This is a genomic window from Streptomyces sp. NRRL S-340 (assembly GCF_000720185.1).
Classification (GTDB): Bacteria; Actinomycetota; Actinomycetes; order Streptomycetales; family Streptomycetaceae; genus Streptomyces.
This window is the reverse complement of the sequence record NZ_JOIY01000020.1, coordinates 1-13,272: the sequence shown is the minus strand read 5'-3', so window position 1 is coordinate 13,272 and position 13,272 is coordinate 1. Positions and strand designations below refer to the sequence as shown.

The following is a 13,272-nucleotide window of genomic DNA, read 5'->3' as shown; positions in this document are numbered from 1 at the left end:
CCGGGGCGGGCGGCCGGGATCCGGCGGCGGGGGCTCAGGTGACCCCGTAGAACCGTTCCGTCTCCTCGACGGCGGCCTGGAACCGTTCGTCGAAATCATTTCGGATGAGCGTCCGGACGACATAGTCCTGGACGCTCATTCCTCTTTTCGCGGCGTGGGACCGGAGCCGTTCGAGCAGCTCACGGTCCATGCGCAGGCTGAGCACGCTGGTCCCCATGCAGACGAGGGTCGCGGCCCGGTTCCGCGCGAGGGGTCACGTTCCCCGCCCGTATCACCCATATGAGTGAATGCGGGCGTACGGGAGTGGCCGGAGTCACGGGGGGTGTGCGTGTCCCGGGTGGTCTTTAGCGAGAGTAATGACCTATCCTAAAGAACATGCCGGACCTTACCCATGGCGACGACGCGGCCGCCGTGAACTCGCTGCGATCCGCCGTGATGCGCCTGTCCCGTCGGCTCAAGCACCAGCGGGTCGACGAGTCGCTCAGCCCCACCGAGATGTCGGTGCTGGGCACCCTGTCGCGCTGCGGCAGCGCCACCCCCGGCGAACTGGCCCGCAAGGAGCACGTGCAGCCCCCGTCGATGACCCGCATCGTCGCGCTGCTCGAAGCCAAGGGGCTGGTCCGCCTGGAGCCGCACCCCGAGGACCGGCGCCAGAAGGTCGTCACCCAGACCGAGCAGGCCGAGGCCATGCTCGAGGAGAGCCGCCGCAAGCGGAACGCCTTCCTGGCCCGTCTGGTCGACGGTCTCGACGAGGACGAGTGGGCGAAGCTGCGCGCTGCCGCCCCCGTGCTGGAGAAGCTCGCACATCTGTAACGCACGTCAGCCGCAAGGAGGCGAACCCTTTTGAGTACGGGATCCGGAGCAGCTTCCGCCCCCGCACCGACCGCCCACGACTCCCAGCCCGCCCCCGACACCCCCCGCAAGTCCTCGATGTTCAGCTCCCTGAAGGTCAGGAACTACCGCCTGTTCTTCCTGGGCCAGGTCGTCTCCAACACCGGCACCTGGATGCAGCGCATCGCCCAGGACTGGCTCGTGCTCAGCCTCACCGGCTCCTCCGCGGCCGTCGGCATCACCACGGCCCTGCAGTTCCTGCCGATGCTGCTCTTCGGCCTCTACGGCGGCGTCCTCGTCGACCGGCTGCCCAAGCGGCCCACGCTGCTGTGCACACAGACCGCGATGGGCCTCACCGGCCTCGCGCTCGCCGCGCTCACGCTCACCGGGCACGTCCAGGTCTGGCACGTCTACGTCGCCGCCTTCGCCATGGGCCTGGCCACGGTCGTCGACAACCCGGCCCGCCAGTCCTTCGTCTCGGAGATGGTCGGCCCCGGGCAGCTGCAGAACGCCGTCAGCCTGAACTCGGCGAACTTCCAGTCGGCCCGGCTGGTCGGCCCCGCGGTCGCGGGCGTCATGATCACCGGCGTCGGCACCGGCTGGGCCTTCCTCGCCAACGGCCTGTCCTTCGTCGCGCCCATCGCCGGACTCCTGCTGATGCGCGCCCGCGAGCTGCACGTCGTCGAGCGCGCCCCGCGCGGCAAGGGCCAGCTCCGCGAGGGCCTGCGCTACGTCGCGGGCCGCCCCGACCTGATCTGGCCGATCGTCCTGGTCGGCTTCATCGGCACCTTCGGGTTCAACTTCCCGGTGTGGCTGTCGGCCTTCGCCGACGACGTCTTCCACGCGGGCGCCGGCGCCTACAGCCTCTTCAACACCGTCATGGCGGTCGGCTCCCTGGTCGGCGCGCTGCTCGCGGCCCGCCGCGGCACCGCCCGGCTGCGCGTGCTGGTCGGCGCCGCCGCCGTCTTCGGCGTGCTGGAGGTCGTGGCCGCGCTCGCCCCGTCGTACTGGCTGTTCGCGCTGCTGATGGCGCCGATCGGTGTCTTCGGCCTGACCGTCAACGTCACGGCCAACACCGCGGTCCAGATGGCCACGGATCCGGCCATGCGCGGCCGGGTCATGGCGCTGTTCATGATGGTCTTCGTGGGCGGCACCCCGCTCGGCGCGCCCGTGGTCGGCTGGGTCACCGACGCCTACGGCGCCCGGGTCGGCTTCGCCCTCGGCGGCCTGGTCTCGGTCACCGCGGCCGTCACCATCGGCCTGGTCCTGGCCCGGATGGGTGACCTGCGCCTGTCGGTGGGCTGGCACCGGGGCCACCCCCGGGTGGACTTCGTGCCGCGCGAACGCGGGAAGGAACTGGCCCCGGCCGCGTGAGCCCGCCCCCGCCCCGCCCCCGGGCCGGGGCGGGGACACTGGCTCCATGAGACTCTTCGCCGCCGTACTGCCCCCGGACGACGTCGTGGACGCGCTGGCGGCCGAGGTGGAGGTGTTGCGGGGCCTGCCGGGGGCCGAGCGGCTGCGCTGGACCGGGCGGCCCGGCTGGCACCTGACCCTCGCCTTCTACGGCGAGGTGGGCGAGGAGACCGTACCGGAGCTGGAGGCGCGTCTCGGGAAGGCGGCGCGCCGGACGGAGCCCTTCGCGCTGGCGCTGCGCGGCGGCGGGCAGTTCGGGCACGGGAAGGCGCTGTGGACGGGCGCGCAGGGCGACCTGCAGACGCTGGGGCTGCTCGCCGGGCGCGCCGAGGCGGCCGGGCGCAAGGCGGGCCTGGAGACGGGGGAGCACCGCCGCTACCGGGCCCATCTGACGGTGGCGCGCGGCCGGCAGGCCGTGGACGTACGACCGCACGTCGACGCCCTGCGCGCCTTCGGCAGCCGTACCTGGACCGTGGACGGGATCGTCCTCGTCCGCAGCTTCCTGCCGGCGTCGGGCGTACCGGGGGAGCAGCCCCGCTACGAGCAGGTCGGCCGCTGGCCGCTCGGGTCCGCCGGACAGGCCTCGGACGCGGCCGGTTAGTCTCGAAGACGTGGACCCGAAAACCCGGAACCGGATCATGGCCGGTGCGCTAGTGCTGATGTTGGCTGTCGTCGCCGTCGCGGCCGCGCTCGGCCGGTGACGGCGGGCGCGGCGGTGAGGACCGCCGCGCCCGCGTTCCCGTACGGCGCCCGCACGCACTCGCTTCAGGCACCGGTACCCGGGCGGAGCCCCCGGTCAGGCACCGCGGCCCCGGTCAGGCACTCTGCGTGCGACCGGGCACCGGGCCCCACGGGCACTCCGCGTCCGGTCAGGCGCCGGGCCCTCGACCGGCACCGTGGCCCGGTCAGGTCCCCTGCGTCCGGTCAGGTGCCGGCCGTCGGTCGGGGAATCCGCGTCCGGTCAGGCACCGTGGCCCCGATCAGGCATTCCGCGTCCGGTCAGGCACCGGGCGGCCGGTCGATCACTCGGTGTCGGATCGGGCACCGTTCGGCCGAGCCGGGCACCGTGCGGCGGCCCGGTCCCGTTTGCCCGGTCGCCCGTGTGCCTGACCGGGCGCCCCGGCGCTCACCAGGCGAAGGCCTCCGGGGACGGGCCCGGGCCCGGGAAGATCCCGTCGAGTTCGGCGAGCAGTTCCGCGCCCAGCTCCAGCTCGACGGCGCGCACCGCGGACGCGAGCTGTTCGCCGGTGCGCGGGCCGACGATCGGGCCGGTCACACCGGGCCGGGTGAGCAGCCACGCCAGGGCGGTCTCGCCCGGTTCCAGGCCGTGCTTGTCGAGCAGGTCCTCGTACGCCTGGACCTTGCCGCGCAGCGCCGGGTCGGCGAGGGAGTCCACGGTCCGTCCGCCGGCGCGCCGGCCGCCCTCGGCCTGCTTCTTGAGCACGCCGCCCAGCAGCCCGCCGTGCAGCGGCGACCACGGGATCACGCCGAGCCCGTAGTCCTGCGCGGCCGGGATGACCTCCATCTCGGCGCGCCGCTCGACCAGGTTGTACAGGCACTGCTCGCTGACCAGACCGTACGAGCCCAGCCGGGCCGCCGTCTCGTTGGCCTGGGCGATCTTGTAGCCGGCGAAGTTGGACGAGCCGGCGTAGAGGATCTTGCCCTGCCGGACGAGGACGTCGATGGCCTGCCAGATCTCCTCGAAGGGAGTGCTGCGGTCGACGTGGTGGAACTGGTACAGGTCGATGTGGTCGGTCCGGAGCCGCTTGAGGGAGGCGTCGACGGCCCGCCGGATGTTGAGCGCGGAGAGCTTGTCGTGGTTGGGCCAGGCCTCGCCGTCGGCGCCCATGTTGCCGTAGACCTTGGTGGCGAGGACGACCTTGTCCCGGCGGCCGCCGTCCTGGGCGAACCAGTTGCCGATGATCGACTCGGTGCGGCCCTTGTTCTCGCCCCAGCCGTACACGTTCGCGGTGTCGAAGAAGTTGATCCCGGCGTCCAGTGCCGCGTCCATGATCGCGTGACTGTCCGCCTCGCCGGTCTGCGGACCGAAGTTCATCGTGCCGAGGACCAGCCTGCTGACCTTGAGTCCGGTGCGTCCGAGCTGTGTGTACTTCATGGTCTCCAAGCCAACGACGTGGAGTGCGCTCCAGGCAAGGGCGGCGCGGCTCGGTCGCGGGGGAAGGCGTCGGTCTCGGGGACGAGGCCGACCCCTGTGCCCGTGAGGTGATGTCGTCACCGAGGTTCACCACGGTCCTGTCCCCGTGGTGTCTTCCGGAACGGTCGTCGTGGCGCTCCCCCCGGTCGCCTCACGGAGAGGGCAACCGCGTGGAACGACGGCACTCACCGTGACGGGGAGACGCCGGATTCCGGTCAACCCGTTGGCCGGAATCCGGTCAACCCGTTCCAGCCGCGTACGGCTGTCCGATTCCCCACTCCTGGTACATCGCCCCGGCGAACGCCCCCGCGATGGCGTGTTCGCCGCGCGCGTTGGGATGGGTGCCGTCGTAGGTGTCGCGGTGGATGTCGTAGCCGTCCGGCGGGGCCGCCAGCAGCAGCGGCGAGCGCGGCTCGTCGAGGTCGGCGACGGTCTTGGCCAGCAGCTCGTTGAAGAGGCGGACCTGGGCGGCGAAAGGCGCGTCGGTGGCGGCGCGGACGTTGGGTATGACCGGGAGCAGGACCATCCGGACGCGGGGGTTCGCGGCGCGCGCGGCGGTCAGGAAGACGCGTACGTTCGCCGCCGTCTGCTCGGCGTCGGTGTAGAAGCCGAGGTCGATCAGGCCGAGGGAGACGAGCAGCACGTCCGCCCGGTGCTCGCGGACCGCCTCGCCGATCAGCGGGGCCATGTGAGTCCAGCCCTCGCCCCAGCCGGCCAGGTGGGAGCGTGGGAAGTCCGGGTCGGCGTACTCGTGGGAGACGGGGGCGTCGGCCGCCTTGTCGTACAGCGCCTCGCGCGGGCCGACGAGGGCGAACGGCCCCCCGTACGTGGCGCGCAGGTGCTGCCAGAGCCGGTAGCGCCACGTGTGTTCGCCCGCGCTCCCGATCGTCATGGAGTCACCGACGGGCATGAACCTGAGCATCCGCTCATGATGGACGACGGGGGCGGCGGACGGTGCACGAGGGGCGGTCGAGGGGCTGTGACGCCTGCCACCTGACGTGAACGGCCCCGGGGGATGGCAGGCTTGGGGCATGCGCCGACCGTCCGCCCTGCTCGCCGGGGCCCTGCTCGTGGGCGCGTTCGCCGTGCCCGCCGCCGCCCCGCCCGCCTCCGCCGCCGACGGGGACGGCGGGTTCACGATCAAGGACCCGAGGATCAAGGAGTCCAGCGGCCTGGCCGCCTCGCACCTGCACCCGGGCGTCTACTGGACGCACAACGACAGCGACGACGGCCCGTACATCTACGCGGTGGACAGCCGCACCGGCAGGACCGTCGCCACCGTCACCCTCAAGGGCATCGGCCGCCCCCGCGACGTCGAGGCGATCTCCATAGGCCCGGGCAACGAGATCTACGTCGGTGACATCGGCGACAACCTCGACGGCACCTGGCCGCACGTGTGGATCTACAAGCTGCCCGAGCCGAAGGTGCTCAAGGACCAGACGGTCCGGGCCACGCAGTACGTGGTGAAGTACGCGGACGGCGCCCGCAACGCCGAGTCGCTGGTCGTGCACCCGAAGACGGGGCGCGTGTACATCATCGACAAGAAGGAGGACGGCGGCCACCTCTTCGAGGGCCCGGCCCACCTGTCCGCCTCCGGCACCAACATCTTCAAGCCCGTCGCCCCCGTCGACCTGTGGGCCACCGACGCCGCGTTCTCCCCCGACGGCACCCGGCTCGCCGTCCGGGGCTACTTCGGCGGCATCTACTACGACTGGAACGGCGGCAGGATCAAGCGCCTCGGCCGCCTCGACGTACCGTTGCAGCGCCAGGGCGAGTCGGTCACGTACAGCGCCGACGGCACGAAGCTGCTGTACGGCAGCGAGGGCGCCGACAGCCCCGTACGGGCCGAGGACGCGCCCGACGCAGCGGGCTCCTCCGCCAAGTCCCCCTCGGACAAGGGCGGTTCCCCCGCATCGGGGGAGAGTGGCGGCACCTCGGGCAGACTGACGACGGGCGCGGTGGCGGTCCTCGCGGCGGCGTTGCTGGTGTTCGGTCTGGGGCGGCTGCGGCGGCGCAGGTCCTGACCCGCGCGGCTTTACCCGGGCGGGTCCGCGTGATCAGATTCCCCTGCCATGTTCGGGCGGCCCTCGGGGAGGGGCCGCGGGGAGGGGAGAGAAGGCCTTCATGCCTGCTGCCGTGGGGGAGACGACACAGCCGTGCCCGGAATGCGGGGCACAGATCCATGCGGACGGCCGGTTCACCGTCTGGTGCGCGGCCTGCGACTGGAACGTCGACCCGAGGGAGCGCCTGCAGGAGCGGGAGAAGGCGGAGGAGCGGGGGAGGCGGGGCGAGCGGGCCGGGCAGGACAGGCTGGAGGAGGCCCGGCGCGCGCTGGCCCGGCGGTACGGGGAGAGGCTCCACGCCGAGATGGCGCAAGACGGCGCCGGACCGCGCGTGCGGCGGGACGGCGCCACGGTGCTCGGGTACGCCCTCGCCCTCGCCGTGCACGGCGTCACCGCGGCGCTGCTGGCGGCAGGCGTCTTCTGCCTCGTGTGGGGCTGGGGCGGCGGCCTCGTGCTGGTGGGCGCGGTGCTGCTGGCGATGGCCGTCGCGCTGCGGCCGCGGCTGCCCGGAGCGTCCGACGACGGGACCGTGCTGCACCGTGCCGACGCGCCGGAGCTGTACGCGTTGGTCGACGAGGTCGCCGGGGTCGTCGGCACCCGCGGCGTGGACAGGATCACGGTCGGCAAGGAGATCAACGCGAGCGTCGTCTCCCAGGGGGTGCGCGGCCGCCGGGTCCTGTCCCTGGGCCTGCCCCTGTGGGAGGTGCTGTCCCCGCAGCAGCGCGTCGCCCTGCTGGGCCATGAGCTGGGCCACTACGGCAACGGCGACACGCGGCGCGGCGTGGTGGTGGCCACGGCCCTGCGGTCCCTGACCGTATGGCGCTACTACTTCACGCCGATCGCGCGGCCGACCGCCGGCGAGATGCTCGTGAACGCGGTCTACGCCGTGCCCCTCCTGCTCGTTCAGGGCGTGCTGTCCCTCCTCGACCACCTGACGCTGCGGGCGGCCCAGCGCGGCGAGTACCTGGCCGACCGGGAGGCCGCCCGGGCCGGCTCCACCGAGGCCGCGGCGGCCCTCACGGACCAACTCCTGATAGCGGAGTCCATCGACGTCTTCCTGCGGCGCGAGATCAGCAACGCGGCGCTGACGGGGGCGCGTTCGGCCCGCAGGGCCGCGGTGGCCTCCGCGGACGCCGAGGGCGCCGAGGGCGGCCTCTGGACGCGGCTGGCCGCGCACATCGCCTCCGTCCCCGAGTACGAGTACGAGCGCCAGCGGCGGGCGGGCGCCCGGCGCGGCCACAGCGTGGACTCCACCCACCCGCCGACCCATCTCAGACGCGCCTGCCTGCTCGCGGGCCCGCCGTCGCAGGCGGCCGTCCTCCTGGACGACGACCGCTCGGGCCGGATCACCGCCGAACTCGCCGGAGCGCGCGCGGAGGTGGCCCGCAGGATCGTCCGCGACGGCATGGGATGAGGACGCGGGCACTCCGTTCGGGGGCCGAGGCGGTGGGGCAGCCGGCCGTCTTCGATGAGCTGCGGGCTCGGCTGAAGGGCTTCGAGAGCCACATCCGGTCCTGGCGGCGCCTGCTCGCGGCAGGGCACGCTCCAGTGCAGGAGACGTGGAACGCCCTCGTCGACGAGTCGCGAACGCTGTATGTGTGGGACGACCATGTGGCGAACGGTCTCCTCCGGACCGCCGACTGCGTCAGAAGCCTCTTCACATCGCATGCAGGGCTCCGCCGTTCTCCGCAGGACACGGAGAACGCGGTGCGAGCCCGTATGAAGCGCCAGGAGTGGCTGTACCAGCCGGGTAAGCGGTTGAACCTGGTCATGTGGGAAGCGGCTCTTCGGTCCCGGGTCTTTGTGCCGGAAGTCCTGGCCGCTCAACTGGACGGGCTCCTCGGTGTCGTGGGTATGGACACCGTCCACCTGGGGATCGTTCCCCTGGACGCTCCACTGCGCGTGCCGGCCGGCAACGGGTTCTGGGTACTGGACGACCGACTGGTCACGGTCGAGGACTGGCACGCCGAACTCTGGCTCGATGATGCCGAAACGATCACTCTCTACCGCCGGGCCTGGGACGCGCTCGCGGAGTCGGCCGTCTACGGCCCCGACGCGCAGCATCTGATCGCCTGCGTTCGCCGGAGCATCAGACTCTGAGGACGTACGGCCGGACCACGTCGTCCTCGCACGGCCAGGTGACCGGCTGCGACGACTGCTTCGACGAGGAGCCGGCAGTCGAAGCGGTGGCGGTGGGCAACCTGAGCGGCACCTCGTCCTTGAGGGAGCGGCGGACTTGGCCGCTTACGCCGATGCATACGACCTACCACGATCGTCGGCACTGGCGCCGGACGCGAGCGCGAAGCTTATCCGGGGTGTACTGCGGACCTTGAAGGAAGACGCATCGTGACCCGAGGTTATGGGCCGCTTCCGGAAATCGTCGTGTTCCGGAGCGGAGAGCAACCGCGTGGAGGCGGCCCCACGGCCGGTCACGGCCGCGCCGTCCGCGACAGCAAGCAGCAGGACGGCCCCCTGCTCACCGTCTCCCGCGACAGCTGGCAGGCGTTCCTCCAGCAGTTCTGAGCGGCGAGCGACAAGCGGCGGCAGCACACGCGCGAAGGGCGCACCGCGGAGACGGTGACGTACTCCGCGGGGCGCCCTTCGCCTGCCCGGGCCGATCGGCTACAGCTTCTCGATCACGTGGTCGACGCACTTCGTCAGCGCCTCGACGTCCGCCGGGTCGACCGCCGGGAACATCGCGATGCGCAGCTGGTTGCGGCCGAGCTTGCGGTACGGCTCGGTGTCGACGATGCCGTTGGCGCGCAGCGCCTTGGCGACGGCGGCGGCGTCGATCTCGTCGGCGAAGTCGATCGTGCCGATGACCTGCGAGCGCTTGGCCGGGTCGGTGACGAACGGCGTGGCGTACTTGGACTCCTCCGCCCAGCTGTACAGCCGCGTCGAGGAGTCCTTCGTGCGGGCCGTCGACCAGGCCAGACCGCCCTGGCCGTTGATCCACTCCAGCTGCTCGTTCAGGAGGAAGAGGGTGGCCAGCGCCGGGGTGTTGTACGTCTGGTTCTTGCGGGAGTTGTCGATCGCCGTGGGGAGCGAGAAGAACTCCGGGACATGGCGGCCGGAGGCGTGGACACGCTCCGCGCGCTCGATCGCCGCCGGGGAGAACACGCCGATCCACAGGCCGCCGTCGGAGGCGAAGGACTTCTGCGGGGCGAAGTAGTAGACGTCGGTCTCGGAGACGTCGACCGGGAGGCCGCCGGCGCCGGACGTGGCGTCGACCAGGACGAGCGCACCCTCGTCGGCGCCCGCGACCCGCTTGATGGGCATGGCGACACCGGTGGAGGTCTCGTTGTGCGTGAAGGCGTACACGTCGACGCCGGCCTCGGCGCGCGCCTCGGGGTGCGTGCCCGGGTCGGCGGAGACGAGGGTCGGCTCGGCCAGCCACGGCGCGAGCTTGGCGGCCTTGGCGAACTTCGAGCTGAACTCGCCGAAGGTGAGGTGCTGCGACTTGTTCTCGATCAGACCGTGGGTCGCGATGTCCCAGAACGCGGTGGAGCCGCCGTTGCCGAGGACGACCTCGTACCCGTCGGGGAGCTGGAACAGCTCGCTGATGCCCTCGCGCACCTTGCCGACCAGGTTCTTGACGGGAGCCTGGCGGTGGGAGGTGCCCATGAGGGACGTACCGGTGGCGGCGAGGGCGTCCAGCGCCTCGGTGCGCACCTTGGAGGGGCCAGCGCCGAAACGTCCGTCGGCGGGCTTGATGTCAGCGGGGATCTGGATGTCGGCCACGAGTCGGAGGGTAGTCGCTGGGCGAAACCGGACGTAACCGTGTCCGTCCGATGAGACGAGATCGGCCAGTGGTGTGATGGTCGGTTCGTACGACGAGATCAGCGCCGCTGTGGACAACTCACCGTGACGACCGGTGGCCGGATGCATTCTGGACCCATGACGGATCTCACAGCCCTCGAGGCGGAACTGCGGGGTGCCGTCCGGGGCGAGGTCGGCTTCGACGTCACCTCCCGGGCGCTGGTCACCATGGACGCCTCCAACTACCGCCGGGTCCCGCTGGGCGTGGTGGCCCCCCGGGACGCCGACGACGTGGAGGCGGTGCTCCAGGTGTGCCGGGACAGAGGCGTTCCGGTCGTGGCGCGCGGCGGCGGCACGTCCATCGCGGGGCAGGCGACCGGGACGGGAGTGGTCCTGGACTTCACCCGGCACATGAACCGGCTGCTGTCCCTCGACCCGCAGGCCCGCACCGCAGTGGTCCAGCCCGGCCTGGTGCTCGACCGGCTCCAGGAAGCCGCCGCCCCGCACGGACTGCGCTTCGGACCGGACCCCTCCACCCACAGCAGGTGCACGCTCGGCGGAATGATCGGCAACAACGCGTGCGGCTCCCACTCGGTGGCGTGGGGCACCACCGCGGACAACGTGCGGGAGCTGTCCGTCCTCACCGCACGCGGGCAGCGGCTGCGGCCCGGACCGCGGTGGGCCGGCGCACCGGAAGGCCTGCGGGAACTGGCCGGGACCGAACTGGCCCGGCTGCGCACCGGCTTCCCCGACCTGCCCCGCCGCATCTCCGGGTACGCGCTGGACGCACTGCTGCCCGAACGCGGCGCCGACGTCGCCCGGTCCTTCTGCGGCTCCGAAGGCACCCTCGGCGTCCTCACCGAGGCGGTCGTGCGACTGGTCGAGGCGCCCCGCGCCCGAGCGCTCGCCGTGCTCGGATACAGCGACGAGAGCGCCGCCGCCGAGGCGGCCGCCGGCCTGCTGCCGCACCGGCCGCTCACGGTGGAGGGCATGGCGCGCGACCTCGTGCCCGCCGCGACCACCACCCACCTCCCCCGGGGCGACGCCTGGCTGTTCGTGGAGACCGGCGGCGACACCCAGACACAGGCACAGGCGCGCGCGGAGACGATCGCGGGCGCGGCCGACGCCGTGGACACGCTGGTCCTCACCGACCCGGCCGCGCAGCGCGCGCTGTGGCGCGTCCGGGAGGACGCCGCCGGCACGGCCACCCGGATGCCGGACGGCACCGAGGCCTGGCCGGGCTGGGAGGACTGCGCCGTGCCGCCGGCCCGCCTCGGCGCCTACCTCCGGGACTTCCGCACCCTGCTGGCCGCCCACGGGCTGCGCGGCACCCCCTACGGGCACTTCGGGGACGGCTGCATCCACGCCCGCATCGACTTCGACCTGCTGAGCACGGCCGGTGTCAGCCGCTTCCGCCGCTTCTCCGAGGAACTGGCCCACCTGGTCGTGGACCACGGAGGCTCCCTGTCCGGGGAACACGGCGACGGACAGGCCCGCGCCGAACTGCTGCCGAAGATGTACGGCCCGCAGACCGTCGCCCTGTTCGAACGGGCCAAAGCCGTCTGGGACCCGGACGGCCTGCTCAACCCGGGGATGCTCGTCCGTCCGGCCCCGCTCGACACGAACCTCCGGTTCGCCGTGCTGCCGCGTGAACCCGTGGACGTGGCCTTCGGCTACCCCGCCGACGGCGGCGACTTCACCGCCGCGGTCCGCAGATGCGTCGGCGTCGCCGCATGCCGTACGACCCACGTCTCCGGCCCCGCCGTGATGTGCCCCTCGTTCCGGGCCACCGGCGCGGAGGAGCATTCCACCCGCGGCCGCGCCCGGCTGCTGCACGAGATGCTCGCCGGCGAGCTGGTCACCGACGGCTGGCGGTCGACCGAGGTACGGGACGCGCTCGACCTGTGCCTGTCCTGCAAGGGCTGCCGCTCCGACTGCCCCGTCGGCGTCGACATGGCCACCTACAAGGCGGAGTTCCTGCACCACCACTACGCCGGCCGGCGCCGTCCCGCCGCCCACTACTCCCTGGGCATGCTCCCGCTCTGGCTGCGCTGGACGGCGGCCACCCGCACGGCACCCGCCCTCAACGCCCTCGCCGCCGTGGGCCCCCTCGCCGCCGTGGCGAAACGGCTCGCCGGGATCACACCCCGCCGACCGATCCCGCGCCTGGCCGCGGAGCCGTTCACCCGCTGGTGGCGCAGACGCCGGCGGCCGACCCGGGAGGGCGGCGGCGAACTGGCCGTCCTGTGGCCCGACACCTTCACCGAACACCTCTCGCCCACCGTGGGCAAGGCAGCCGTACGGGTGCTGGAGGCGGCCGGACTGCGGGTGGCACTGCCGCCGACCCTCCGGCTGCGCAGACCCCCGGTCGGCGACGGAAGGTCGGTGACGGTGAACCCCCTCGCCGTCCTCCGCGGCCGGGGCCGGGTCTGCTGCGGCCTGACCTACGTCTCCACGGGCCAACTGGAGCGCGCCCGCGCCGTACTGCGCCGCACCCTCGACCTGATGGATCCGGTCCTGGAGACGGACGCCCCGGTCGTCGTCCTCGAACCGAGCTGCGCCGCCGCCCTCCGCACCGACCTGCCCGAACTGCTCCCCGACGACCCGCGCGCCCACCGCCTGGCCGGACGCGTCCTGACCTTCGCCGAGGCACTGGAGCGCCACGCCCCCGGCTGGCGGCCGCCCCGACTGGACCGTCCGGTGGCCGGACAGACCCACTGCCACCAGCACGCCGTCCTCGGCGACGCCGCCGACCGCCGGCTGCGCACGGCGGCCGGCCTGACCGGCGACCTGGCGGGCGGCTGCTGCGGCCTGGCCGGCAACTTCGGCTTCGAAAAGGGCCACTTCGAGGTGTCCGCGGCCTGCGCCGAGGAACAGCTCCTGCCCTCGGTGCGCACCGCCCCGGCCGGCACGGTGGTCCTGGCGGACGGCTACTCCTGCCGCACCCAGCTGGACCAACTGGCGGGGACCCGGGCCCGCCACCTGGCAGAAGTCCTGGCGGAGGCGTTGGAGGAGGGGACGGGATAAGGGATGGGTGGAGGGGGTGGGAGG

Annotated in this window: 12 protein-coding genes; 8 read left to right on the top strand and 4 right to left on the bottom strand. The window is 72.7% G+C overall.

The features are described 5' to 3' along the window. Positions 1-34 precede the first annotated feature (34 nt). A complete protein-coding gene (locus tag IG64_RS17070; protein WP_037856908.1) occupies positions 35-217 on the bottom strand; it encodes a ribbon-helix-helix protein, CopG family in 183 nt (60 codons plus the stop codon). A 158-nt stretch (positions 218-375) separates the two neighbouring features. Here IG64_RS17070 and IG64_RS17065 point away from each other — a divergent pair, with 158 nt between their 5' ends. The 3 genes from IG64_RS17065 to thpR are packed head-to-tail and all read left to right on the top strand — an operon-like array spanning position 376 to position 2,845. Further along, entirely contained in the window at positions 376-813 is a 438-nt protein-coding gene (locus tag IG64_RS17065; RefSeq protein WP_037856907.1) for a MarR family winged helix-turn-helix transcriptional regulator, read from the top strand. 30 nt (positions 814-843) lie between these two features. Further along, positions 844-2,205 (top strand): MFS transporter, encoded by a 1,362-nt coding sequence (locus IG64_RS17060; protein WP_107474277.1) that lies wholly within the window; start codon positions 844-846, stop codon positions 2,203-2,205. A gap of 46 nt (positions 2,206-2,251) precedes the next feature. Next, positions 2,252-2,845 (top strand): RNA 2',3'-cyclic phosphodiesterase, encoded by a 594-nt coding sequence (gene thpR, locus IG64_RS17055; RefSeq protein ID WP_037856906.1) that lies wholly within the window; start codon positions 2,252-2,254, stop codon positions 2,843-2,845. Positions 2,846-3,370: 525 nt separating this feature from the next. Here the strand turns inward: thpR and IG64_RS17050 are convergent. Next, positions 3,371-4,360 (bottom strand): aldo/keto reductase, encoded by a 990-nt coding sequence (locus tag IG64_RS17050; protein ID WP_037856905.1) that lies wholly within the window; start codon positions 4,358-4,360, stop codon positions 3,371-3,373. Between the two features lie 277 nt (positions 4,361-4,637). After that, on the bottom strand, positions 4,638-5,321 hold the full coding sequence (locus IG64_RS17045) for a GDSL-type esterase/lipase family protein (RefSeq protein ID WP_037856903.1): 684 nt from the start codon (positions 5,319-5,321) through the stop codon (positions 4,638-4,640). 109 nt (positions 5,322-5,430) lie between these two features. On the opposite strand from IG64_RS17045, the gene IG64_RS17040 reads away from it, so the two are divergent. The 4 genes from IG64_RS17040 to IG64_RS17025 all read left to right on the top strand — a co-directional run bounded on the left by IG64_RS17040 (position 5,431) and on the right by IG64_RS17025 (position 8,985). Continuing rightward, complete coding sequence (locus IG64_RS17040; RefSeq protein ID WP_037856901.1) at positions 5,431-6,423, top strand: hypothetical protein; 993 nt, start codon at positions 5,431-5,433, stop codon at positions 6,421-6,423. Positions 6,424-6,523: 100 nt separating this feature from the next. Then, positions 6,524-7,876, top strand: a complete 1,353-nt coding sequence (locus IG64_RS17035) for a M48 family metallopeptidase (protein ID WP_037856899.1) — start codon at positions 6,524-6,526, stop codon at positions 7,874-7,876. 32 nt (positions 7,877-7,908) lie between these two features. Beyond that, positions 7,909-8,562 (top strand): DUF5753 domain-containing protein, encoded by a 654-nt coding sequence (locus IG64_RS38885; protein WP_234438530.1) that lies wholly within the window; start codon positions 7,909-7,911, stop codon positions 8,560-8,562. A gap of 282 nt (positions 8,563-8,844) precedes the next feature. Then, entirely contained in the window at positions 8,845-8,985 is a 141-nt protein-coding gene (locus tag IG64_RS17025) for a DUF397 domain-containing protein (protein ID WP_324609580.1), read from the top strand. A 99-nt stretch (positions 8,986-9,084) separates the two neighbouring features. Here IG64_RS17025 and serC read toward each other — a convergent pair whose 3' ends face one another. Continuing rightward, positions 9,085-10,203: a phosphoserine transaminase gene (gene serC / locus IG64_RS17020; protein ID WP_037856897.1), complete on the bottom strand. Its 1,119-nt coding sequence runs from the start codon at positions 10,201-10,203 to the stop codon at positions 9,085-9,087. A 156-nt stretch (positions 10,204-10,359) separates the two neighbouring features. Here serC and IG64_RS17015 point away from each other — a divergent pair, with 156 nt between their 5' ends. Further along, entirely contained in the window at positions 10,360-13,248 is a 2,889-nt protein-coding gene (locus tag IG64_RS17015; RefSeq protein ID WP_037856895.1) for an FAD-binding and (Fe-S)-binding domain-containing protein, read from the top strand. Positions 13,249-13,272: the final 24 nt, after the last annotated feature.

Excerpts from the sequence above, each read along its gene's own strand:
- IG64_RS17070 (WP_037856908.1), bottom strand. The coding sequence starts at position 217 with ATGGGGACCAGCGTGCTCAGCCTGCGCATGGACCGTGAGCTGCTCGAA.
- IG64_RS17065 (WP_037856907.1), top strand. The coding sequence starts at position 376 with ATGCCGGACCTTACCCATGGCGACGACGCGGCCGCCGTGAACTCGCTG.
- thpR (WP_037856906.1), top strand. The coding sequence starts at position 2,252 with ATGAGACTCTTCGCCGCCGTACTGCCCCCGGACGACGTCGTGGACGCG.
- IG64_RS17050 (WP_037856905.1), bottom strand. The coding sequence starts at position 4,360 with ATGAAGTACACACAGCTCGGACGCACCGGACTCAAGGTCAGCAGGCTG.
- IG64_RS17045 (WP_037856903.1), bottom strand. The coding sequence starts at position 5,321 with ATGCTCAGGTTCATGCCCGTCGGTGACTCCATGACGATCGGGAGCGCG.
- IG64_RS17040 (WP_037856901.1), top strand. The coding sequence starts at position 5,431 with ATGCGCCGACCGTCCGCCCTGCTCGCCGGGGCCCTGCTCGTGGGCGCG.
- IG64_RS17035 (WP_037856899.1), top strand. The coding sequence starts at position 6,524 with ATGCCTGCTGCCGTGGGGGAGACGACACAGCCGTGCCCGGAATGCGGG.
- IG64_RS17015 (WP_037856895.1), top strand. The coding sequence starts at position 10,360 with ATGACGGATCTCACAGCCCTCGAGGCGGAACTGCGGGGTGCCGTCCGG.